Origin of the sequence: Tumidithrix helvetica PCC 7403 (assembly GCF_965232925.1) — a bacterium.
Lineage (GTDB): Bacteria > Cyanobacteriota > Cyanobacteriia > Pseudanabaenales > Pseudanabaenaceae > Tumidithrix > Tumidithrix helvetica.
Window position 1 is genome coordinate 1 of record NZ_CBDDRA010000036.1, and the last position, 21,006, is coordinate 21,006.

The 21,006-nt window shown below is 45.6% G+C and carries 22 protein-coding genes; 15 read left to right on the forward strand and 7 right to left on the reverse strand.

What is annotated here, in order from left to right:
- Nucleotides 1–296 precede the first annotated feature (296 nt).
- The 6 genes from ACP2WE_RS23015 to purB all read left to right on the forward strand — a co-directional run bounded on the left by ACP2WE_RS23015 (nt 297) and on the right by purB (nt 8,614).
- Nucleotides 297–494 (forward strand): hypothetical protein, encoded by a 198-nt coding sequence (locus ACP2WE_RS23015; RefSeq protein ID WP_425217864.1) that lies wholly within the window; start codon nt 297–299, stop codon nt 492–494.
- A 593-nt stretch (nt 495–1,087) separates the two neighbouring features.
- On the forward strand, nt 1,088–3,607 hold the full coding sequence (locus ACP2WE_RS23020) for a glycogen/starch/alpha-glucan phosphorylase (protein WP_425217865.1): 2,520 nt from the start codon (nt 1,088–1,090) through the stop codon (nt 3,605–3,607).
- 86 nt (nt 3,608–3,693) lie between these two features.
- Entirely contained in the window at nt 3,694–4,716 is a 1,023-nt protein-coding gene (locus ACP2WE_RS23025) for a 2-hydroxyacid dehydrogenase (RefSeq protein WP_425217866.1), read from the forward strand.
- A gap of 110 nt (nt 4,717–4,826) precedes the next feature.
- The gene (gene gap / locus ACP2WE_RS23030; RefSeq protein WP_425217867.1) at nt 4,827–5,852 is read left to right on the forward strand and encodes a type I glyceraldehyde-3-phosphate dehydrogenase; all 1,026 of its coding nucleotides are present in this window, start codon (nt 4,827–4,829) and stop codon (nt 5,850–5,852) included.
- Nucleotides 5,849–6,562: a 2,3-bisphosphoglycerate-dependent phosphoglycerate mutase gene (locus tag ACP2WE_RS23035; protein WP_425217868.1), complete on the forward strand. Its 714-nt coding sequence runs from the start codon at nt 5,849–5,851 to the stop codon at nt 6,560–6,562. The genes gap and ACP2WE_RS23035 overlap by 4 nt, the downstream gene beginning before the upstream one ends.
- 756 nt (nt 6,563–7,318) lie before the next feature.
- Entirely contained in the window at nt 7,319–8,614 is a 1,296-nt protein-coding gene (gene purB / locus ACP2WE_RS23045; RefSeq protein WP_425217870.1) for an adenylosuccinate lyase, read from the forward strand.
- 11 nt (nt 8,615–8,625) lie between these two features.
- Here purB and ACP2WE_RS23050 read toward each other — a convergent pair whose 3' ends face one another.
- Genes ACP2WE_RS23050 through ACP2WE_RS23060 form a run of 3 tightly spaced genes read right to left on the reverse strand, consistent with a single transcriptional unit; the run spans nt 8,626 to nt 9,775 of the window.
- On the reverse strand, nt 8,626–8,862 hold the full coding sequence (locus tag ACP2WE_RS23050; protein ID WP_425217871.1) for a hypothetical protein: 237 nt from the start codon (nt 8,860–8,862) through the stop codon (nt 8,626–8,628).
- Between the two features lie 24 nt (nt 8,863–8,886).
- Complete coding sequence (locus tag ACP2WE_RS23055) at nt 8,887–9,300, reverse strand: hypothetical protein (RefSeq protein ID WP_425217872.1); 414 nt, start codon at nt 9,298–9,300, stop codon at nt 8,887–8,889.
- A complete protein-coding gene (locus ACP2WE_RS23060) occupies nt 9,251–9,775 on the reverse strand; it encodes a hypothetical protein (protein ID WP_425217873.1) in 525 nt (174 codons plus the stop codon). The genes ACP2WE_RS23055 and ACP2WE_RS23060 overlap by 50 nt, the downstream gene beginning before the upstream one ends.
- 67 nt (nt 9,776–9,842) lie before the next feature.
- Here ACP2WE_RS23060 and ACP2WE_RS23065 point away from each other — a divergent pair, with 67 nt between their 5' ends.
- From ACP2WE_RS23065 to ACP2WE_RS23075, 3 genes are all read left to right on the forward strand, one after another.
- Entirely contained in the window at nt 9,843–11,057 is a 1,215-nt protein-coding gene (locus tag ACP2WE_RS23065; RefSeq protein WP_425217874.1) for a DUF790 family protein, read from the forward strand.
- A 5-nt stretch (nt 11,058–11,062) separates the two neighbouring features.
- On the forward strand, nt 11,063–11,242 hold the full coding sequence (locus tag ACP2WE_RS23070) for a hypothetical protein (protein WP_425217875.1): 180 nt from the start codon (nt 11,063–11,065) through the stop codon (nt 11,240–11,242).
- Nucleotides 11,243–11,376: 134 nt separating this feature from the next.
- Nucleotides 11,377–11,577 carry a hypothetical protein gene (locus ACP2WE_RS23075; RefSeq protein ID WP_425217876.1) on the forward strand — a complete coding sequence of 67 codons (201 nt, stop codon included), beginning with the start codon at nt 11,377–11,379 and terminating at the stop codon, nt 11,575–11,577.
- 195 nt (nt 11,578–11,772) lie between these two features.
- Here the strand turns inward: ACP2WE_RS23075 and ACP2WE_RS23080 are convergent, their stop codons facing one another.
- Complete coding sequence (locus ACP2WE_RS23080; protein WP_425217877.1) at nt 11,773–12,783, reverse strand: RNA polymerase sigma factor, RpoD/SigA family; 1,011 nt, start codon at nt 12,781–12,783, stop codon at nt 11,773–11,775.
- Nucleotides 12,784–13,684: 901 nt separating this feature from the next.
- Between ACP2WE_RS23080 and ACP2WE_RS23085 the strand changes: the two genes are divergently transcribed.
- From ACP2WE_RS23085 to ACP2WE_RS23110, 6 genes are all read left to right on the forward strand, one after another.
- Nucleotides 13,685–13,918 carry an isocitrate/isopropylmalate family dehydrogenase gene (locus ACP2WE_RS23085; protein ID WP_425217909.1) on the forward strand — a complete coding sequence of 78 codons (234 nt, stop codon included), beginning with the start codon at nt 13,685–13,687 and terminating at the stop codon, nt 13,916–13,918.
- Nucleotides 13,919–14,072: 154 nt separating this feature from the next.
- On the forward strand, nt 14,073–14,840 hold the full coding sequence (locus tag ACP2WE_RS23090; RefSeq protein ID WP_425217878.1) for a DUF928 domain-containing protein: 768 nt from the start codon (nt 14,073–14,075) through the stop codon (nt 14,838–14,840).
- Nucleotides 14,841–15,113: 273 nt separating this feature from the next.
- Complete coding sequence (locus tag ACP2WE_RS23095) at nt 15,114–15,431, forward strand: ssl2009 family thylakoid membrane protein (protein ID WP_425217879.1); 318 nt, start codon at nt 15,114–15,116, stop codon at nt 15,429–15,431.
- Between the two features lie 135 nt (nt 15,432–15,566).
- Entirely contained in the window at nt 15,567–15,827 is a 261-nt protein-coding gene (locus tag ACP2WE_RS23100; protein ID WP_425217880.1) for a YggT family protein, read from the forward strand.
- 41 nt (nt 15,828–15,868) lie between these two features.
- A complete protein-coding gene (fabI, locus tag ACP2WE_RS23105) occupies nt 15,869–16,645 on the forward strand; it encodes an enoyl-ACP reductase FabI (protein ID WP_425217910.1) in 777 nt (258 codons plus the stop codon).
- 78 nt (nt 16,646–16,723) lie between these two features.
- A complete protein-coding gene (locus tag ACP2WE_RS23110; RefSeq protein WP_425217881.1) occupies nt 16,724–17,407 on the forward strand; it encodes a Crp/Fnr family transcriptional regulator in 684 nt (227 codons plus the stop codon).
- An 8-nt stretch (nt 17,408–17,415) separates the two neighbouring features.
- Here ACP2WE_RS23110 and ACP2WE_RS23115 read toward each other — a convergent pair whose 3' ends face one another.
- Genes ACP2WE_RS23115 through ACP2WE_RS23125 form a run of 3 tightly spaced genes read right to left on the reverse strand, consistent with a single transcriptional unit; the run spans nt 17,416 to nt 21,001 of the window.
- Nucleotides 17,416–18,411, reverse strand: a complete 996-nt coding sequence (locus tag ACP2WE_RS23115; RefSeq protein WP_425217882.1) for a zinc-dependent alcohol dehydrogenase family protein — start codon at nt 18,409–18,411, stop codon at nt 17,416–17,418.
- 40 nt (nt 18,412–18,451) lie between these two features.
- A complete protein-coding gene (locus ACP2WE_RS23120) occupies nt 18,452–19,852 on the reverse strand; it encodes a UDP-N-acetylmuramoyl-tripeptide--D-alanyl-D-alanine ligase (RefSeq protein ID WP_425217883.1) in 1,401 nt (466 codons plus the stop codon).
- A gap of 30 nt (nt 19,853–19,882) precedes the next feature.
- On the reverse strand, nt 19,883–21,001 hold the full coding sequence (locus ACP2WE_RS23125) for a bilin-binding protein (protein WP_425217884.1): 1,119 nt from the start codon (nt 20,999–21,001) through the stop codon (nt 19,883–19,885).
- Nucleotides 21,002–21,006 lie beyond the last annotated feature (5 nt).

Below are 21,006 nucleotides of genomic sequence, written 5' to 3' on the forward strand. Positions count from 1 at the left end.
GTTCATCCTCGGTCAATCGGACAATATATTTCTTTTGCATAAAGCTTCTTCGTGCTCTATACAATTTCGCCGATTTGAGCCTATTTGCCAACCCTAATTTTTAGATGTGACGCTGCACTAGGGCAATTATTCATGAAACTACAAGAGGTCTTGCAGAGACTAGAACAATTGTTGATGAAACCACTAGAGGTCTTGCAGAGACTAGAACAATTGTTGATAAAACTGCGCGATCGCTAACTCGTACCGAAGCAATCGTCGAATCAAACGCAAGATCGATCGAAGCGACAAACAACCAGTTGGATGCAAAATTTAATCAACTTGCTGATGCCACCATCAGAAGCCAAGACAGATCGGAGCGGTTTGAGCGCAAATATCAACGTCAGCAAGCAGAGATACGCGGCTTACGAATTGAGACAAGGCGGATGTTAGAGCGATTTCTAGGAGAGCCATTCCCTGCCGATGAGGATCTTGAAGATGAGTCCGAAGATCTATAAAAAATGGCTTAAGTTTTCGGCAACGAATTTTAGGTGCAATTAACATTAGATTAAATTCAGAAAGATGCACAAAACCTTTAAACATTCTGAAACCCTTTAGGCATTCCAGCGATCGCAATCCTAAAATTCAGTTGTGCCAATTCTGCGGTAAGGTCTTCAGGGCTATACGCAGTCAGGCAACAGATTTATGCGGCATGGTCGAACCCTACTGAACCTACGAGAACTCCGATCGAGCAAATCGGGATCGCGATTTGGGACGCTTCGGTAATGTGTTCAACCTTACCAGAATCAGCCAATCGGCATGCTATATGATGCCAAAGGGCATAAATGCCTATTGTTAAGCTAGAGTCAACAACTTGCACACCAAGCTCAATTTGCTAAACTCACTAACAAATAGCTCGATTTAGGTCAAGGCTATCCATACAACACGTCAACTTCTCCAGCAAGTTAAACCAAAAAAGTTAAACCAATCATAAAAAAGGAGTCATGCGTTAGTTAAAGTGGCAAGTCAAATCAACAATAGCGATATTCGCAATTCCCACACTGGGAACCCCAAAGTCAATCAAACCGCAAATTAAACTGCACATCAAACTATGGAAACTTCGGTACAGAGCAATATCAAAATTGAAGACGACCGTACAGGCTTAAGTGTTGAGACACTAAAGCGAGCTTTTGCGGATAACCTTTTCTACATTCAGGGGAAATATAACGCCATTGCCACGCCCAACGACTACTACATGGCTCTGGCTTATACCCTACGCGATCGCCTATTACAGCGATGGCTCAAAACAGTCAAAACCTATCTAGAATCAGATGTCAAGACTGTATACTATCTGTCTGCCGAATTTCTCATGGGGCGGCATCTTGGTAACAGCTTGATTAATTTAGAAATTTACGAGACAGTCCGCCAAGCAGTCCAAGCCTCTGGTCTTAACTTAGATGAACTCCTAGAACAAGAGCCCGATCCTGGTCTGGGAAATGGAGGTCTAGGTAGACTCGCTGCTTGCTTTTTAGATTCACTAGCTACCCTCGAAATTCCTGCGATCGGCTATGGCATTCGCTATGAGTTCGGTATTTTTAACCAATCCATTCAAGATGGTTGGCAGGTAGAAATTCCTGACAAATGGTTGCGATTTGGAAATCCTTGGGAAATCGAACGTCCCGATGCCACCGTCGAAGTCAAGTTTGGCGGTCATACTGAGGTCTACCACGACGATAAGGGTCAAGAACGGGTGCGGTGGATTCCCAGCCACACAGCGATCGGTATTCCCTTTGACACACCTGTGCCTGGCTACGACACAAATACCGTCAATACCTTGCGTCTCTGGAAAGCAGAAGCTGGTGATGACTTTAACTTCCAAGCCTTTAATGCTGGGGACTACGATGGCGCTGTATCGAGCAAGATGCGATCGGAAACCATCTCTAAGGTTCTCTATCCCAATGACAACACCCCTCAAGGTCGGCAACTGCGTTTAGAACAACAGATTTTCTTTGTCTCTTGTTCGCTGCAAGACATCATTCGGAATCATCTACGCAAGTATAAGAACTTAGAGAACCTGCATGAAACTGCAGCGATTCAACTAAATGACACCCACCCAGCGATTAGCATTGCTGAAATGATGCGATTGCTTTTAGACGAGCATAAAATGGATTGGGATGTGGCATGGCGGATCACCCAACGCACCTTTGCTTATACCAACCACACTTTGATGCCTGAAGCGCTAGAACGCTGGACAGTGAGCCTGTTTAGTTCCCTACTTCCCAGACATTTAGAGATCATCTATGAGATCAACAATCGTTTTCTCAACGATGTTAAGACTTGGTATCCAGGGGATGAGGCACTGTTGTCTCGTCTATCTCTGATTGAGGAAGGACAAGAAAAGCAAGTCCGAATGGCCCACTTAGCCTGTGTAGGCAGTCATTCCGTCAATGGCGTAGCAGCCTTGCATACAGAGTTGCTAAAGCACGACGTACTCAAGGACTTTTACAAGCTTTGGCCTGAGAAGTTCATCAACAAAACTAATGGCGTAACGCCTCGGCGTTGGGTACTGCTCAGTAATCCCAAACTATCAGCACTGATTACAGCCAAGATTGGGAAGACATGGCTGACGCATCTCGACGAACTGAGAAAGCTGGAAGCCTATACTGACGATCCTGCTTTTTGTAAGGATTGGCATCAGATCAAGCGAGAAAATAAGGCAAAGTTGGCTGAGTACATTCAACATCACAGTGGTGTTGAGATTAATGTAGATTCGCTGTTTGATATTCAAGTCAAGCGGATTCATGAATACAAGCGTCAGCATTTAGCCATTTTGCAGGTTGTGGGGCTATATATCAAGATTAAAAATAATCCCAATATCGACATCGTACCCCGCACCTTTATTTTTGGTGGCAAGGCAGCTCCTGGCTACTTTATGGCAAAACTGGTGATCAAGTTGATCAACTCCGTTGCCAATGTCGTTAACAAAGATCCCGACGTGCGCAATCGGTTGAAGGTGGTGTTTCTCCCTAACTTCAGCGCTTCCTTAGGACAGTTAATCTATCCTGCTGCCGATCTTTCCGAGCAAATTTCTACGGCAGGGAAAGAAGCTTCTGGTACGGGTAACATGAAGTTCACGATGAATGGAGCCTTGACCATTGGCACGCTAGATGGAGCCAATATCGAAATCCGCGAGGAAGTTGGTGCGGAGAACTTCTTCTTGTTTGGTTTGACTACACCTGAAGTCTATGACATGAAGGCAAAAGGCTATAACCCTCAGCACTTCTATCAAACCAATCCCGAACTTAAAGCTGTGATCGATCGCATCTCGATGGGTTACTTCTCATCTGGCGATACGGAACTCTTTAAGCCCTTGATGGACTCGCTCATGTATCGCGATGACTATATGTTGTTCGCAGACTATCAAGCCTATGTGGATTGCCAAGAACGGGTAAGCGAAACCTATCGCGATCAGAAGAAGTGGACAAAAATGGCGATCTTGAATGTAGCGCGATCGGGCAAATTCTCAGCAGATCGCACGATCAAGGAGTACTGTGATGAGATCTGGCATGCCAAGCCTGTCAAGGTATCCCTAGAGGAATACACCCAAGCCCATGCAACCATAAGGGGTTAAGGGAACTAGAAATCCCTAAAGTAGGGGCAATCCCCCCGTGGTTGCCCCAGATCGCTTCAATTCAATCCAATTTGGAATTTCTTCCTATGAAAGTCGCAGTATTCAATACCAAAGAGTACGATCGCCAGTTTTTGGGAGTATTCGCCGCATTGTATGGGCACGAATTGGTGTTCTTTGAGACAAGACTTACAGAAAATACGACCATTTTGGCGCATGGATTTCCTGCCGTATGCGTATTTATCAATGACGATCTAAATGCCAACACGCTGCGATCGCTTGCCAGTCAGGGAACAAAATTACTCGCCCTGCGATCGGCAGGCTATAACCATGTCGATCTGAGCGTTGCCGCTGAGTTGGGAATGACTGTCGTGCGGGTTCCAGCCTACTCGCCCTATGCCGTTGCCGAACATACCGTTGCCTTGATTTTGGCACTCAATCGTAAAACCCATCGTGCCTACAACCGCGTGCGAGAAGGCAACTTCTCGATTGAGGGCTTACAGGGGTTCGATCTGTTTGGATCTACAGTGGGCATCGTCGGCACGGGCAAAATCGGTGCGATTTTGGCACAGATTATGAAAGGGTTCGGCTGTAATTTACTGGGCTACGATCTCTATCCCAATAAAGCCTGCCTCGAACTCGGCATGAACTATGTCGAACTCCCCGAACTGTTTGCGAACTCCGATATCATTTCGCTGCATTGTCCCCTTACGCCTGAATCTCATCACCTGATTAGCGCTCAAGCCGTTGACCAGATGAAGCAGGGCACGATGTTGATCAATACCAGTCGAGGTGGACTGATCGACACCCAAGCCGCGATCGATGGTCTCAAATCAGGCAAAATTGGCAATTTGGGCTTAGATGTCTACGAGCAAGAAGCCGATCTGTTTTTTGAAGACCTCTCAAATGTGGTAATTCAAGATGACGTATTTCAGCGATTGCTGGCCTTCCCCAATGTACTGGTCACCAGTCATCAGGCATTTTTCACGAAGAATGCACTGACAAATATTGCTGAAACAACACTGGCAAATATCACGGATTTCGCTGAAGGGCGTGTCTGTGCCAACGAAGTCAAACTGGACAAAGTCAGGGTAGCAAAAACCGCTGTCTAAGAAATTCGATCGCAACTTTCTTAAAACATTTCTAGTTTTACTCAAGTCGATTTCAGAACGATTCATTCTAAATTCATGACCAAGTTAGTTTATCCGTAGGAGAACTCGATATGACGAAATTGAAAGTTGGTGTGAATGGCTTTGGGCGCATTGGCAGACTCGTTCTACGGGCAGCCATTAACAATCCTCAAATTGAATTTGTCGGGATTAATGACCTCGTGCCTCCAGGAAACCTCGCCTATCTGTTTAAATACGACTCTACCCATGGTGTATTCGATGGGAAAGTGGAAGCCACAGAAGAAGGTATCATGATTAACGATCGCTTGATTCCCTGTACGGCAATTCGCAACCCCGCCGAGCTACCTTGGGGTAAAGATGGAGCCGACTATGTAGTGGAATCAACGGGCTTGTTTACAGACTTTGAAGGGGCGGAGAACCATATCAAAGCAGGCGCAAAGCGCGTAGTGATTTCTGCTCCCACCAAAGATCCCACCAGAGTTCCCACCTTACTGGTTGGTGTGAATCATCTCAAGTTCAATCCTGCCACTGATGTTGTGGTCTCGAATGCCAGTTGCACCACCAACTGCCTCGCCCCCGTTGCTAAGGTTTTGAATGACAATTTTGGGATTACCGAAGGTCTGATGACCACCGTTCACGCCATGACGGCTACACAGCCCACGGTGGATGGGCCCAGCAAAAAAGATTGGCGAGGTGGTAGAGGTGCGGCGCAAAATATCATTCCTTCTTCCACGGGTGCGGCAAAAGCTGTGGCGTTGGTATTGCCCGAACTAAAAGGGAAACTCACAGGCATGGCATTTCGCGTACCTACACCTGATGTCTCGGTGGTCGATCTGACCTTCAAAACTGAGAAAGCGACCAGCTATAAGGAAATCTGTGCGGCAATGAAAGCGGCTTCCGAAGGAGAACTCGCAGGAATTCTAGGCTACACAGAAGATGAAGTTGTCTCGATGGATTTCAAGGGCGACCCCCGTTCCAGTATCTTTGATGCGGGTGCTGGCATCGAGTTGAATGCCAACTTCTTTAAGGTGGTGTCTTGGTATGATAATGAATGGGGCTACTCGAACCGAGTGGTTGACTTGATGTTGTCTATGGCAAAGGCAGAAGGGATTTTGTGAGCAAGTTAATTCTGATTCGTCACGGTCAAAGCATTTGGAACGCAGCCAATAAGTTTACGGGCTGGGTAGATGTTCCATTAAGCAAACAGGGACGAGCAGAAGCGATCGCAGCGGCTGGTAAACTGCAAAACTACTTGGTGAATGTCTGTTTCACCAGCCTGCTGATTCGTTCGATTGAAACGGCGATAATCTGTCTGACTGAATACGACTCGGTGAACGGTGGCAAAACGCCAATTCTCCATCATGATGCCGACGATCCGCAGTGGCACGGGTGGGATCGCTATGAAGGCGACCACACGCAAGAGCTACCGATCTACCCCAGTGCGGCGCTGGATGAGCGCTACTACGGCAATCTCCAAGGTTTGAATAAGGCGGAAACGGTGGAGAAATTTGGGCAAGCCCAAGTGACAAAATGGCGGCGTTCCTATGACGTGCGTCCTCCCAATGGTGAGAGTCTAGAAGATACCCTAAAGCGTTCAGTTCCTTACTTCCGCGATCGCATTCTCACCCATTTAAAACAAGGCGACAATGTGTTGGTAGCGGCACATGGGAATTCTTTGCGATCGATTATCAAGGAACTCGATGGGTTGAGTAATGAGGAAGTGATTAATCTGGAACTGGCGACGGCAGTTCCGATTGTCTACGATGTCGATCGCTCAGGACAGGTGAGCCATAAACTGATTTTAATGGGATCTTCGGCAAGTACATGATTTACCACCTTTGAGACTAGAAGTAAAAGAGCATCAAGCCGAAGTAAAAAATTGTGCGCACTGCGGATTGTTAAATCGAGGTAAGTTTCCAGTCAATGTAAGTAACGTAGTGCAGTACGGCTCAGGAATAAAAGGATTAATGATGTATCTGATGGAGGGACAAATACTGCCATTTCGATTTTGGCGACAACTGGAAATTTTAAGTTTTGCTAGAACAGATAGATCCTCCCAATGCTAGTACCATTTTCAAAAAGATGCGTTGCATCTTTTTGAAAAGACCGCGCTCTGCGCGGAACTCAAAGATCGATCTGTCGCAAATTTAAGAGAAATTGGTATAAGGTCAAGGAACCAAAGATTTTGGAATCGCAAGGTCGAGCACCACAACAGTACCCAGACTGGGACGAGGAGTAGCAAGGCGATTTCGCCTAAATTTTAGAATTTTGGGATAATTGTATTTCTTAATGGCGATCGGCAAAAATTTGAAGATTTAACCCTTTAGCCTGAATTATTCACCAATCCATGAAATCCTGATGGTGTCGTCATCCCGAAAAACAGTCTGTATTTTGGGCAAATTGCTAGATTCATCTTTCAGTAAAGCTTTAGAGGATTTTTGCCGATTCTCATGAATAATGCAGGTTAGCCCGATCTCATTTCAAAAATAAGATCCCTTTGCCCACAGAAAAGGTCGCATCGTCACAAAATCAACCAATTTGATTTGATAGACTAAGACGTTGTACTTATTTTTAGAACTAAATCTTGATAGAGCGATATACATTGCCAGAAATGGGTCGTCTTTGGACTGAGCAGCATAAGTTCCAAACCTGGCTGGACGTTGAAATTGCTGTATGCGAAGCACAGGCAGAGTTAGGGTATATTCCTGCCGAGGCAGTCGAGCAGATTAAAGCCAAAGCTCAGTTTGAACCAGAGCGGATCAACGAACTCGAAATCCAAGTGCGCCATGACATGATTGCCTTCTTGACCAATGTGAACGAACATGTGGGTGAAGCAGGACGTTACATTCATTTGGGGCTGACTAGCTCGGATGTTTTAGATACAGCTCTGTCGGTTCAGTTGGTGAATAGCCTTGCCGTCATTCAGTCACAGGTCGAAGCGTTATCTCAGGCAATTCGCTATCAAGCCCAGCAGCATCGCTATACGATTATGGCGGGACGAACCCATGGCATTCATGCCGAACCAATTACGTTTGGGTTTAAGTTAGCAGGTTGGCTAGCTGAGGTACTGCGTCATCGCGATCGCCTCTTGAGCCTGACCAAAAATATTGCGATCGGCAAAATTTCAGGTGCGGTGGGAACCTATGCTAATGTCGATCCGCGTATTGAGGCACTTACTTGCCAGAGGCTAGGGCTAAAGCCTGACTGTGCTTCGACCCAGGTAATTTCTCGCGATCGCCACGCTGAGTTTGTACAGGTGCTTGCCTTGTTGGCAGCCTCGATCGAACGCTTTGCCGTAGAAATTCGCAACTTGCAACGTACTGATGTCTTAGAAGTTGAGGAATTTTTTGCCCCAGGACAAAAAGGCTCATCCGCGATGCCTCACAAACGTAACCCCGTGAGATCGGAGCGTCTTACGGGTATGGCGAGGGTGATTCGTGGGAATGCCATGACTGCCCTAGAGAATGTCGCACTCTGGCACGAACGAGATATCTCTCATAGTGCGGCAGAAAGGGTCATTTTGCCTGATTCCTGCATTTTGATTCACTATATGTTGGTAGAAACCACAGATCTGATTCAACATCTCTTGGTGCATTCCCATAACATGGAGCGCAATCTCAATTGCTATGGTGGCGTTGTGTTTAGCCAACAGGTGTTGCTAACCTTAATTGGTAAGGGACTGAGTCGTGAAGATAGTTATGCGATCGTGCAAAAGTGCGCGCATCAAGCATGGAATAAGTCTGATGGTGATTTTCGCAAGCTGATTAGCGAAGATGAGAAGGTGAAGTCTCTTTTATCGACTGAAGAGCTAAATGCTTGTTTCGATCCGCAAAAGCATCTCAAAAATCTCGACCAGATCTATCAAAGGTTGGGCATTTAAGCGATCGCACCTTAGATTGAATTCTTTAAAATCATGCATTCGTTTAGCGATCGTCGTTGCTGTCCCAAGAGCAATCCCAGCGATCGCTGTAAGACTATAACGATCCTTAATTGTTTGTGAACGTAGTACAGGCTTCTAGCCCTTGCAGGCAAGATACCTGCGCTACAAATTAATTCAACGCAATTAGGATTGCGATCGTGAAGTAGCGATCGCGACTCAATCGCTCTGCTTACCAAGGTTTTAAGCATTTTGGCTTGTAGTTACTGACTCGATTAAATCACCTGAAAACGAGGATTTCTCTTTAAATGACTGGTATCAAGGTGACGTGCCCAGTCGATCAGTTTTTCATCGATCGCGTCGTTGGTGGGCTCAAGTAAAATCGCCAGATAGCAACTGTTTTGCCTCACCACCAGAGCTGTATAGTCCTTGCCTCTAATCACTACATGATTAAACGTATCTAAAGATAGAGAAGTCGCTAAAAGAGACTTGAGTCCGATCGCTTGAAAAATTGGCTGTACCCAAATAATACTTTTACTCCCACCCACCAAGGAAAAGTACTCTTTTGGCAACCCACTTAAATCAAAAGTTGCTGCCCCAAGTACGTAGTTCTCAAAAGTTGCTTCTGCATTCGCCATACTAATCAGTACCTGCCCAAGTCCAAGTGGGGTTTCCGTCCTTAACGCCATGCTTCATAATTGTAGTAGTGCTCTCGTTTGGATCGAACATACCCGTCATATCTAAGATGAGGAAAACCTTTCCTTGGGTAAATCGCAGCCTTATATAAGAGTGGTATTCCGAATTTTTGCCATCGACTTTCGTAACTCGCCCTGTAGCGTGGCAGTCTCGATATTTGGGTTTGAGCTTAGCTGCCCAAGTTACACTAAAGTCATCCACGGCAAACACTGAAAATTTATCCGCGATCTCGCTTAGTTTAGCAATGCCATCAATAATGTAACCCCCTTCAAAATAGGGGCGTGGTGTTTCAGTAACCGTAACTTTTTTGGGGCAAACAGGATATGGATTGGTAGATTTAGAGTTGTTAGCAGGAAACACACTTAGTTCTTTTACACGAGTCTCTGCATTAGCATCTTGCCAAGATCCAAATCCGAAAATTGTTGCGATCGCAATACCCAAGCCAAAACAAAAATTTCTAGTTTTCACAGTCTACCTAATTCCTTTGCCCTCATCAGTAATACTACTACTGCCAACAAAACACTGCTGAAAAGATATGTTACCCAGTGACCTTCTCATTCATCGCTATAACGGCGAAGCAGTCACGCCCAAGCAACTAAAGTTGGATAGCAAAAACAGCGCGATCGCTTCAGACCTGATCGCAATTTTTCAGCAAGCTCAGGGGAGTACCCAAGGCGATCTAGATCGGCAATTATTAGAACTTGAAGGCGACAGTCCCGACTATCGGGTTAAGCGCGGTCTGTCTCACCTGCTCAAAACGGCTTTTAGTACATTTGAGATGATAAGTCCCCTTGAACCTCTAGAACTGCGGCGAAGGGTATTTGGTCTTTCGGCGCAAACCACGCCGAGTCGCCGTGCTACCCAACAAACCTTAGACAAGTTAGCAGAAGCGCTTACCCACGAACTCAATCGCGAAGTCTCATCTAGACAAATTCGCACAGGTCTGTACGCTGACTTAGCCGAAAATCGCATTCTCACTGAGTTCGATGCCCCCACAACTGAGGCGCTTCTACACCGCTATAACCTATCGCAAGTCCAAGGAGTATTTTATCGTGCCAGTAATATCACGCTCAACGTCCATCGCAATGACCCTGGAGAATATAAGCTGCTCTTTCGATATCTCAAGCTCTTTCAACTGATGGCTTACATTGAGGGAGATGCCGATCGCGGCTTCACAATTACGATTGACGGGCCAACTAGCTTGTTTAGTGCCAGTACGAGATATGGCTTAGCGATCGCAAAACTACTACCCGCCCTACTTCACGTCACCAAATGGAGTCTCTCTGCCACATTGGTCGATCGCGACCCCTACAGCAAACAACAACGCACGGGTAGATATACGTTAGAGTCAGGCTGTGGGCTGGTGAGCCATTATCCTGCGGGAAAGCCCTATGACAGCATGCTAGAGGCAGCTTTTGCCGAGCGCTGGGCTGACCTAAAAACAGAATGGCGATTGGAGCGAGAAGTCGATTTGCTGCCAATTCCAGGGAGCGTGATGATTCCAGACTTTCGGTTGGTGCATCCCGATGGAAGGGTGTTTTTGCTGGAAATCGTGGGCTATTGGCGACCTGAATATCTGCGCAAAAAGTTCTCACAGGTGCGCCAAGTGGGGAGTAATAATCTGATTTTGGCAATCTCAGAACGACTCAATCTAGAAAAAGCAGGTGTAAAGGTAAGTGAAACCACCGCTCAAGTGATTTGGTTTAAGGATAAGCTATCTCCTAAAGCCGTATTAAATGTGCTTACCTAGGATTTATGTCTAAAGGCGGAAAAGAAACAGTTACGCTCTTGGTCACCTTACCGATCGCAGCAGGAATTGCAGGTGGCGGGTACTGGTTGTTTTTAAAAAATTCCAGCAATCCAAGTTTGCTCCCAAACACAACCAATCAAAGTTCCGATCCGAATACGGGTTCGCCAACGAAGATCGATATGTGAGTGGTAGGGTAGTCACCGTACCTTGGCATCCCACGGCAAATACAGGCAGCAATTTTCCTGCAAATGCCATAAAACTCTGAGGTGGGGATGTAAACTGGCGAAGCGCTACTGCCTACGATGCCATCCAGGCAGTTGTGGGTGGGCTGAGGCAAGCTGGCACGCGTGAGGGGCTGCAAAAAATCTTAGCGAGTTCTAGCTTCTCTGTGGACGGAGCCACTGGCAAAATACAATTTCAACCTTCAGGCGATCGCTTAGGTGCGCCCTTACTGGTCAAGATCGCTCAGGGCAATCGCTCTGGCACAGGCTTTGATTTTGTGTCTGTTCCCAACCCTTAGTTAGAATTTAAAATCCTAAAAAATTAAGGAAAATTTATTAGCCACACCAAAGGATATTGGGTAGCTTTAAGGCTGACTGGCAGCAAAGATGGATGCGAACAGGACTGGAATAGCAATTAAAGATGCTGATAGGGACAGAGCATTAAGACCAATGGCTATATAAAACCAGTTCATAATTTCTTATCCCTACAGACTTTAGCTAGCAATATATTCCTGCATTCTGGCTTTACGCTTGCGCAGGCTGTCCATGGCTTGACGCTCTAATTGCCTTACTTGCTCGCGGCTTAGATCCATGTGTTTGCTGATGCTAGCGAGGGACATTTCCTGTCCATCTTCCAGACCATAGCGCATGATCATCACCTGTCTTTGCTTGTCAGGCAACTCTTTCAACATATCAGCAATGCCATCCCGCAAGGACTCATTCACGGCATAGCGCTCGGGTGAATGGGTTTGATCCTCTAACAAATCGGCTAGCTCGGTGTCTTGGTTGTCCCCAATTCTCAGATCGAGAGAAACAGGTTGTCGCGAAAGCGATAAACATTCACGTACCTGTTCGGGTTTGATTTCCAATATTTGCGCGACTTCAGCAGCAGTGGCGACACGTCCTAATTCTTGCGAAAGTTGACGTTGTGCTTTTTTGATTTTGTTCAGCTTTTCGGTGATATGAACGGGCAAGCGAATGGTTCTGGCTTGCTGCGCGATCGCTCTGGTAATTGCTTGACGAATCCACCAGTAGGCATAGGTAGAGAACTTAAATCCTTTGGTCGGATCGAACTTATCTACAGCCCTTTCTAGTCCTAGGGTTCCCTCTTGCACTAAGTCCAAAAGTTCGAGATTCCGCTTTTGGTATTTTTTGGCAACAGAAACCACAAGCCGCAGATTCGCTTCGATCATCTTGCGCTTGGCTCTAGTGCCTTGTTTCATCAGCTCTGTCAAGGCATCCGTTGACATGCCAACGGCATCAGCCCATTCTGTTTCAGTTGGGAGGCGATCGCTCTTTTGAGACATGGTCTCTTGCGTGGTTACAACTTCCATCATTTGCTGCACTTGCTTCCCATAGATGATCTCCTCCTCATCTGTGAGCAACGGGATCTTGCCGATCTCGTGCAAGTATGTGCGTACCATGTCAGCAGATAGACCTAACTGCTTACTAGATTGCCTATCTGCTGTCTTTGGTGTGGATTGGGTCAGTCTTTGCTTCGGCATATGGTTTATTTCCACTGAACTCCTTTTTTCCAAATCCAGAAAAATGAGGCGTAATTGACTCTATGACTAAAGTTCTAGGGTTTACGATCGATTTCAGCAATCCGATCTTAAACTTTTGTAAACTTGAGTCGCTTATTTGCCAATTGTCTCAAGCTAATCGCTTAGAATGCTAGATCAGCCTTATTTAATTTATTCTTCTGGATTAAATATTATTACAGACAAACAAGAAAAGTCAAAGGGCGGATCGTACTACCTTTTTGTGATTTTAGGTAAGTATTTAGACTCATTCTGAGATATTCTTCTTGGATGATTAAAAACAAACTGTAAAAACTAAACAAAAGTCACTAAGTTTAGGTTGCGTAAAATTTGAATCATTCTCTTTACCTTCTACGTTGCATTCTTAGATTTGGATTTAGATTTTCCAAAATAAAAAGTTAAGTAGTTTTCTAGTTAAAAGTTTGTGAACTATAGGACTTAAGACTGGATTGAATTGTTTCTTAAAAATACAGAAGCTTGGGGGTTATCTTAAATTATTCCCAAAATTCTTATTTCCGTTTCACTCAGTCAAATTTATCCCTATATGAAAAAAAGTTCGCTCACACAACCTCCATCATTATTTTTAGGTGTAAGGGCTTAAAGGATACGTCATCATACAAGGCATATCCATGCAAATGCTTCGCCCTTGCGAGAGATGTATCTTTGAAATTTACTAAACAGATTTGCAACTGTAGAAAGGTTCATAAAAGACGCAGTAGTAGATTTCTATAGTTTAAAATTTATGGTTGAGAAAGCTGAGATTGCCTACGTTGTGATCTAGATCGGATTTACTATTGCTCAGATTGACACCAAGCAAGTGATTCTGAGCATTTTCTCGGTATTAAATTTGTGACAACATTTATTCATTCAGGGATATGCTGGGCAAAATAAAGTCAACTCCACGGCTTTATTTTTGTCGGGTGTGATGATGTTGCGTTACTTTGGCGAGCCAGATGCTGCCGATCGCTTGCAAAAAGCGGTTGGGAATGTCATTGGCGAAGGAACTCATGTCATCGGCGATCTCGCTCCTGCGGGTGCTACCTCTGTCGGTACGCAGAAAATGGTCGAAGCAATCGCGGATAAGCTAACCAAAAGTTAGTTTTCCTGTCAACAACAAGCAAAATTTTGGCAATTTGCCAAATATTTAAGCTAGGGTGCGGGAACTTGCTGGGGTTTTATTCCGACAGAGTAAATATCATCAACACAATCAGAAAAATCAGAAAAAATCAACAGTAACTTATAGGTTAATTGTTATGTTTACTTTTAAGCAACCAATCAAATCACTAAGACCAGCTTTGATCTTGGGAACTCTCTGCCTTGCCACTTTAGTGGGAACCGTAGTACTCACCTCAACCGTAGAAGCACAAAGGGGTCAGTCCTTTGGATTGGGTATGAGTAGTAGTTCTACAACAGCTGGGGCAACACGTGGAACTTTACCACCTGTGCTTTTACTAGTCCCTCCAGATGGCGCTCGCACCCTATCTGCTCGTCCTACCCTCTACTGGTACGTTTCCCCTACCGAGAGTCAAACAAAGCAACCTTTTCAGACAAGGTTCTTTTTAAGAGAAACCCCACTTGCGGATTCAAAAGCTCTTTTTGATGTAAAAGGAACTGCTCAAGAACTTGGTTTGTATAAATTCAAGCTACCTGACTCTGCGCCAAGTTTAGTGGCAGGGAAAGTTCAACGCCTACATTTGCGCTGGACTGTGGGGGAAAACGTTCTGAATTTAAATGCTCCCGTTTTACTTGAAGTAAATCCTTCAGTTGTCAAGGCGGTAAGTGAAGCCTCTTCGGGCTTGGAAAAAGCTCGTATTTTAGCTAAAGAACTTTATTGGTATGATGCCTTAGATGCTTATACGAAATGGCTCGAAACTAATCCCAAAGATGAAACTGCAATTAAAGAGCGTAATGCCCTACTTTTAGAGGGTTTTAAATCTAGTGAACTAAAAGCAGAAGTGGTGGATGAGTTGCTTTGTAAGCTAACTAGGAACTCAACTACCCATCAAATGGAGCTGAAATGAGCTTTGATTACAAATAGCGTCGATCGTTGAGATCGCTATGAAAGGGCGTACTAAGATGCGATCGAAGATGTTATGATTGCCTCGAAATCAAGCATAACTAACTTCAGTTCGGGATAGGCTGAAACCCTGATTCAACGGTTTTGGCTTAAGGCTACAACCTATATTTTTGCGTTAGGCAGATTTAGAATATTCCTTTAAACCGAATTTAGGTTAACTTACGTTATAGCGTCTCGGTTCTTTTCACGTCTATGTCTAGACTCTCAAGGCAACTTTATGGCAGATAAGTCAGGAAATTTTTTTGGTGGGTTTCTATTGGGGACTCTTGTAGGAGGTGTACTAGGTTTGGTAATTGCCTCTAAACTGAATGAGCCTGAACCCGATCCAGAAAGTCTTCCGTCTAGTGAAACTGATTTAAACCTACAGCCATCGAATGATGCCGCCAAACATGATGTAGCGAGGCGTAGTCTAGAGCAAAAAATCGCTCAGCTTAATGAAGCGATCGATGCGGTAAGCCAAGAGCTTGCAGATGCTGAAGGAAATGGGCGTAAACAGTCTCTCGTGCGCTCCAGTTCTGAAATAAATGATGCTTGAACTAAGGGCAAACCGTAAATTTCTAGCCTAAACCCTCACCAAATTTATTTGTGTTTGAGATTTCCATGTCTAAAATTTCGAGACAGGGTTAGAATGTTCCCATCATATTGAGTAAACAATTTTCTAGAACCTCCTATGGAAATGATCATCAGTACGGCTCTTTCGTTTATTTCTATCTACTTAGCACTATTGTTTATTCGCGTGCTCTTGACTTGGTTCCCAAATGTAAGATGGGAGACTCAGCCTTTCGCGGCGCTCAGCCAAATCACCGATCCTTACCTAAATATTTTTCGTTCAATTATTCCGCCACTAGGTGGTATGGACTTTTCACCTATGCTCGCTTTTATTGCATTAACTCTGCTACAAAGAGCGTTGGCATCAGTAGCTATCTATTAATATTTAGTAGGTAGTATCTAGAAAATCTGTAAATGACGAATATGTTAGATTTGAGCGGCAAAACAGCACTTGTAACTGGTATTGCCAATAATCGTTCGATCGCTTGGGGCATTGCACAAAAACTGCATGAGGCAGGGGCAAAGCTTGGGGTTACCTATTTACCCGACGATCGCGATCGTAACAAGGGCAAGGTTGGTGAACTGGTCGCACCCTTTTCACCTTCGTTCTTGCTACCCTGTAATGTTCAAGATGACGCACAGGTTGACGGCTTGTTTGGTGCCATCGCGCAAAAGTGGGAAAAGCTGGATATTTTAGTCCACTGCTTGGCTTTTGCAAACAAAGATGAGCTCTCTGGAAACTATACCGATATCTCTAGAGATGGGTTTAAGCTAGCCCTTGATGTTAGTGCCTATTCTTTGATTCAACTTTGTCGTGGTGCTAAGCCCTTGATGAAAGAGGGGGGCAGCGTAATTACGCTAACGTACTTGGGTGGGGTAAAGGTAGTTCCTAACTATAATGTTATGGGCGCGGCAAAGGCAGCACTAGAAATGAATGTGCGCTATCTTGCGGCTGATCTAGGTGTATCCAATATTCGGGTCAATGGTATTTCGGCTGGGCCAATTCGGACATTGGCATCCGCAGCGATCGGAGACTTTCATAAAATGTTGCACCACTTTGAAGAAACAGCTCCACTAAAGCGCTTGGTCACTCAAGAAGAAGTCGGCAATACTGCGGCTTTTTTAGCAAGCGATCTGTCCAGTGCGATCACAGGGCAAATTATTTATGTTGACTGTGGTTATGAAGTGATGGGAGCCTAACTAAGCCGATTTCACCAGTCTTTGCAGGTCAGCAATTAGATAAGTTATCTAGCAAATATATCAACTTCCTGAATCCCCATGCAGACTGAAACCTTCAGTGAGCTATTTCCATTATTTGATGCAGCCGATGCAGAGACCCTAGAGTGGTTGTTGTCTGAGGCAGTTGAGCGCGACTATCCATCAGGACGAGCTGTCTTGATGGAAGACGCTTGGGGCAATGCGGTCTATTTCATCCTGTCAGGATGGCTCAAGGTGCGCTCTCTAAGAAATCAAGACGCTACAACCTTGGCAGTTTTGGGAAGGGGCGATTTTTTTGGAGAAATGGCAATTTTAGACGAATCTCCCCGCTCAACGGATGTAATTGCCTTTACCCCTGTCAGATTACTGAGTATTCCTGCTCAACGGTTTATTCAGTTTTTATTTAAAGATTCGCAGCTACATCACCGCATGTTGCAATTGATGGTAAGAAGGCTGCGTCGAACCAATCAACGGGCTCAGCTACGGCAGCAAGTGCCAGCTACACGAATTGCGAACGTGTTGATGGGTTTGGCAGAGTCCTATGGCAAAAAGACGGACGCAGGCATTGAAATGTTTAATCTTCCAATTAAAGATCTAGCCGATCTTTCCGAAGTCAGCATTGATGATACAACAAAGGTGCTCGAAAAAATTATAGAGAAAGCTTGGATCCAAATCGATGCTAAAAGCCAACTCCTCAATATCGTCAACCTTAAGCAAATGACCCAATTGGCTACGGTCAGATAAGACTCAGTTCAAATTGTCAGCACAACCTTACCTGTAATTGAATCCTGCTCTAAAAGCCGATGGGCAGCAGCAGCTTCGGCAAGGGGAAATGAGTGACTGACATGGACTTGCAATTTTCCTTCATCAAATAGTCGAGCGCATTCAGACAGGATCTGGGCTTGATGGCGCTGTAGATCGGTTAATCCGCGTAACATTGGGGTCAGCATCAGTTCGAGGCTGATTCTCAAGTTGCGATCGCGGGCAATTTTCCATTTTGTTGTAGGGTCGGGTTCTAAAATCGTCACCAGATCGCCATAGATCTGTACGGCAGGAAATGTTTGCGCGAAGGTTGCACCACCCACTGTATCAAAGGCAAGCTCTACCCCTTCCCCATCTGTCCAGTCGAGCGTGGCTTGGACAAAGTCAGTTTGCTTATAGAGAATTGCCAGATCTGCCCCCAGTTGGCGCACAAAGTCTGCCTTTGCCGTTGAGCTTACTGTCGTACAAACGCTAGCACCCTTGAGCGCTGCTAGTTGAATGGCGATATGGCCGACTCCACCCGCCCCTGCATGGATTAAAACTTTGCGTCCTGCTTCTAATCGCCCCCGTTCGTAGAGAGCTTCCCAAGCAGTGATTAGGACGAGAGGTGAAGCTGCCGCCGCTTCAAACGATAGGGAAGTAGGCTTACGGGCAACCCAGCGTTCGTCAACGATCGCAAACTCGGCATAGGTTCCAGGATGTCCTCCCAGCCCGCCATGACAAAAGTAGACAGGATCTCCCACTTGAAAATGCGTGACGTCAGAGCCTACAGCTTCAACAATGCCTGCGCCATCACAACCCAAAATAGCAGGCATTTTGGCTGGATAGAACGTACCTCTGCGCCGTAATTTCGTATCAATGGGATTTATCCCAGCCGCCTTGAGCCGAATCAGCAGCTCCGTCGGAGTTTGAATCGTTGGTTGAGGAACCTCTGCTAGTTGTAAGACCTCTGGCTCACCCGCAGTTGTGAATAAAATCGCTTTCATATTTCATGCCTTTCTTGTTTCATAGCTTTCTTGGGGTGTGTTATACCCTTTGGCTTTGCCATGCTTCCTGAAAGTCTCGCACGACCCGATCCATGCCGACAGACCGTGAGGCTTTAAATAACAAGCGATCGCCTGCTTTTACCTCTTGCAATAGCACTTGGGTAATTTCAGCATGGCTGTGACAAGTTGCCACAAATCGCGCTTGTTTGTCGGCTCCAGCGACAATGGCATCTGCTTCGCCATCTGACAGTACGATCAAGCGATCGATATTTAGATCGCGGACGACTTCACCCACTTGCCGATGTAACTTTTCAGACATCTCGCCTAACTCTTTCATCGCCCCTAAAATTGCCCAACGCCGACGGGCTGGGGTATCGGCTAACAGGCGTATAGCTGCGATCGTCGCTTCGGGCGAAGCATTATAGGTCTCATCCAAAATGATCACATCATCCGTCAGGTGATGAATCTGCGCGCGACCAAAGGGCAAATCTAGCGAACCAATTCCCTGCATCGTAGGTTGCCAGTCTAGTCCTAATGCTTTAAGTACCGCCAAACCAGCGAGGAAATTCATGGCATTATGACGACCTGCTAGAGGCATCTCCCAAGTTTTATCATCAATCTGAAGCTTGCTATCCACCAATTCTCCCTTCACATCCCCGATATCCAAGCCATAGGTGAGCGTTCGACCCTGCCATACCTGCTTTGCGGTTGACAGGAGCAGTAAGTCCGTGGCGTTTAACACCGCAATTCCCTCTGCGGACATCTCCGCCAGCAGTTCGCATTTTGCCGAAGCGATCGCTTCTTGAGAGCCCAGTCTACCGATGTGGGCAGTCCCAATATTGGTAATGACACTCACGGTAGGATAGGCAACCTTGGCGAGTCGTGCGATTTCCCCTTTGCCGCGCATCCCCATTTCTACAACCACAAATTGATGCTGCTGCGGATCGATCGCCAATAACGTCTGGGCAACACCAATATCGTTGTTATGGTTTGCCGTACTTTTGTGAACGCGTTTATCAGCTTGGGTGCAACAACTAAGCAAGGCACTAATCAGCTCTTTGGTCGTGGTTTTCCCTGCGGAGCCTGTAACAGCGATTACGGGCAAATTTGTTTGCTGCCGCCACCATCTTGCTAGGTCTTGGTAGGCTCTGAGCGTATCTGCTACAACCAACAGCGGCAAAGCAATCGGATCGACCTGTTGTTTTTGCCAATCTTCCCACCATTGCTTGCTCACTACTGCGGCAACTGCGCCTTGGGCGATCGCTTTGGACACAAAGCCATGACCGTCAAAATTTTCACCTGTTAAAGCCACAAAAAGCTCGTCTTGCTTGAGCTTTCGACTGTCGGTGCTAACCCCATAAAGTCTCGTACTTGGGTCTATAGATACAGCAGTGGCTGCCATCGCAGAGGCAGCTTGGCTAATTGAACAGTTGCAGGTCATGTTTAACTACTTTTAGATCGATCGCTATTATCAAGCTTGAGATACCACATCGTTTGAAAACATTTCCCACAAAGCTCGAATATAGGGTCTAAATTCTTTAATATGCTCTTCGGAAAGGCGATCGCTAATTTCTTGTCCCACCAAACGCAACATATTTCGGATTAATTCCCAGCTAACCTGCAAAGGGGGATATAGCATCACACAGAGAGGGAATAACTCTTGTTGCAAAGAGGCATAGTTTCCTTCGAGCACACAGAGGCAAAGGTAAACCTGAAACATTTCCGTGTCTCTGAGACTAGAAATTCTGATTGCTGCAGAGCTTAGTTCGCCACTATAGCAGCGATAAGTTGGATACATGGCAGCTACTTTATCACACACCGCTTTGGCGATTTCACTACTAATCGGTAATAGCTGCCTTACTGCTAATAATGCGGTCGAATTAAAGTCTGCTTGGTTAGCAGCAGCCTCATAGGAGCGTTGTAAAGGCATATAAAGATGATCGTCGATCACCTTAAAGTAAGAGGCAACGACGACTCGCTCCACAGGAGAAAGTAAGTCTAAAAGCAACTGACCGCTATAGTGAAACTGCATACTCACAAAGCCAATAATTCTCGGATCGGCAGAGGTGTACTTCTGCCGAATTTTGCCAACATCTTGCGCGATCGCGACAGAAAGACGGCTGGGGGCAGGCAATTGGGTAGCGCTCTCTAGGGAAGTAGCTGTATGAAAAGTGCCTAGCATAAGAGAAACAGCACGGGTAGGAGCTTGCTCTGTATAAACACCTAGCGCCTTTTCAAATAGAAACCGCGAATCCACAGCAATTTGCCAAGGATCGATCAGTTCTGGGTTAATCCGATGCTTTTGCACTTGCTGAGCCAAAAGTTCCTCTGTTTTTGCCCAAGCTTGGGCGCTGGTGAAACGTAGCGCCTGTTGCAATTTTTCAACCGTTGCGGCTCTACCTTGGCTAGAAAGAACCACCTCTAGATTTGATGTGTCCGATGGAACTTCTTCTGTCGAGGGATCGACTAACAAGTCTTGAACATACTTTTTCGCCCAGATTTGGGCTAAGGAATTGGTGGGTGAATCTATATCTAAAGCTAAATTTTGTTTTGCAAAAGGTTCGTCCGAAGAATCCGAAGAAGTAGTCATAGAAA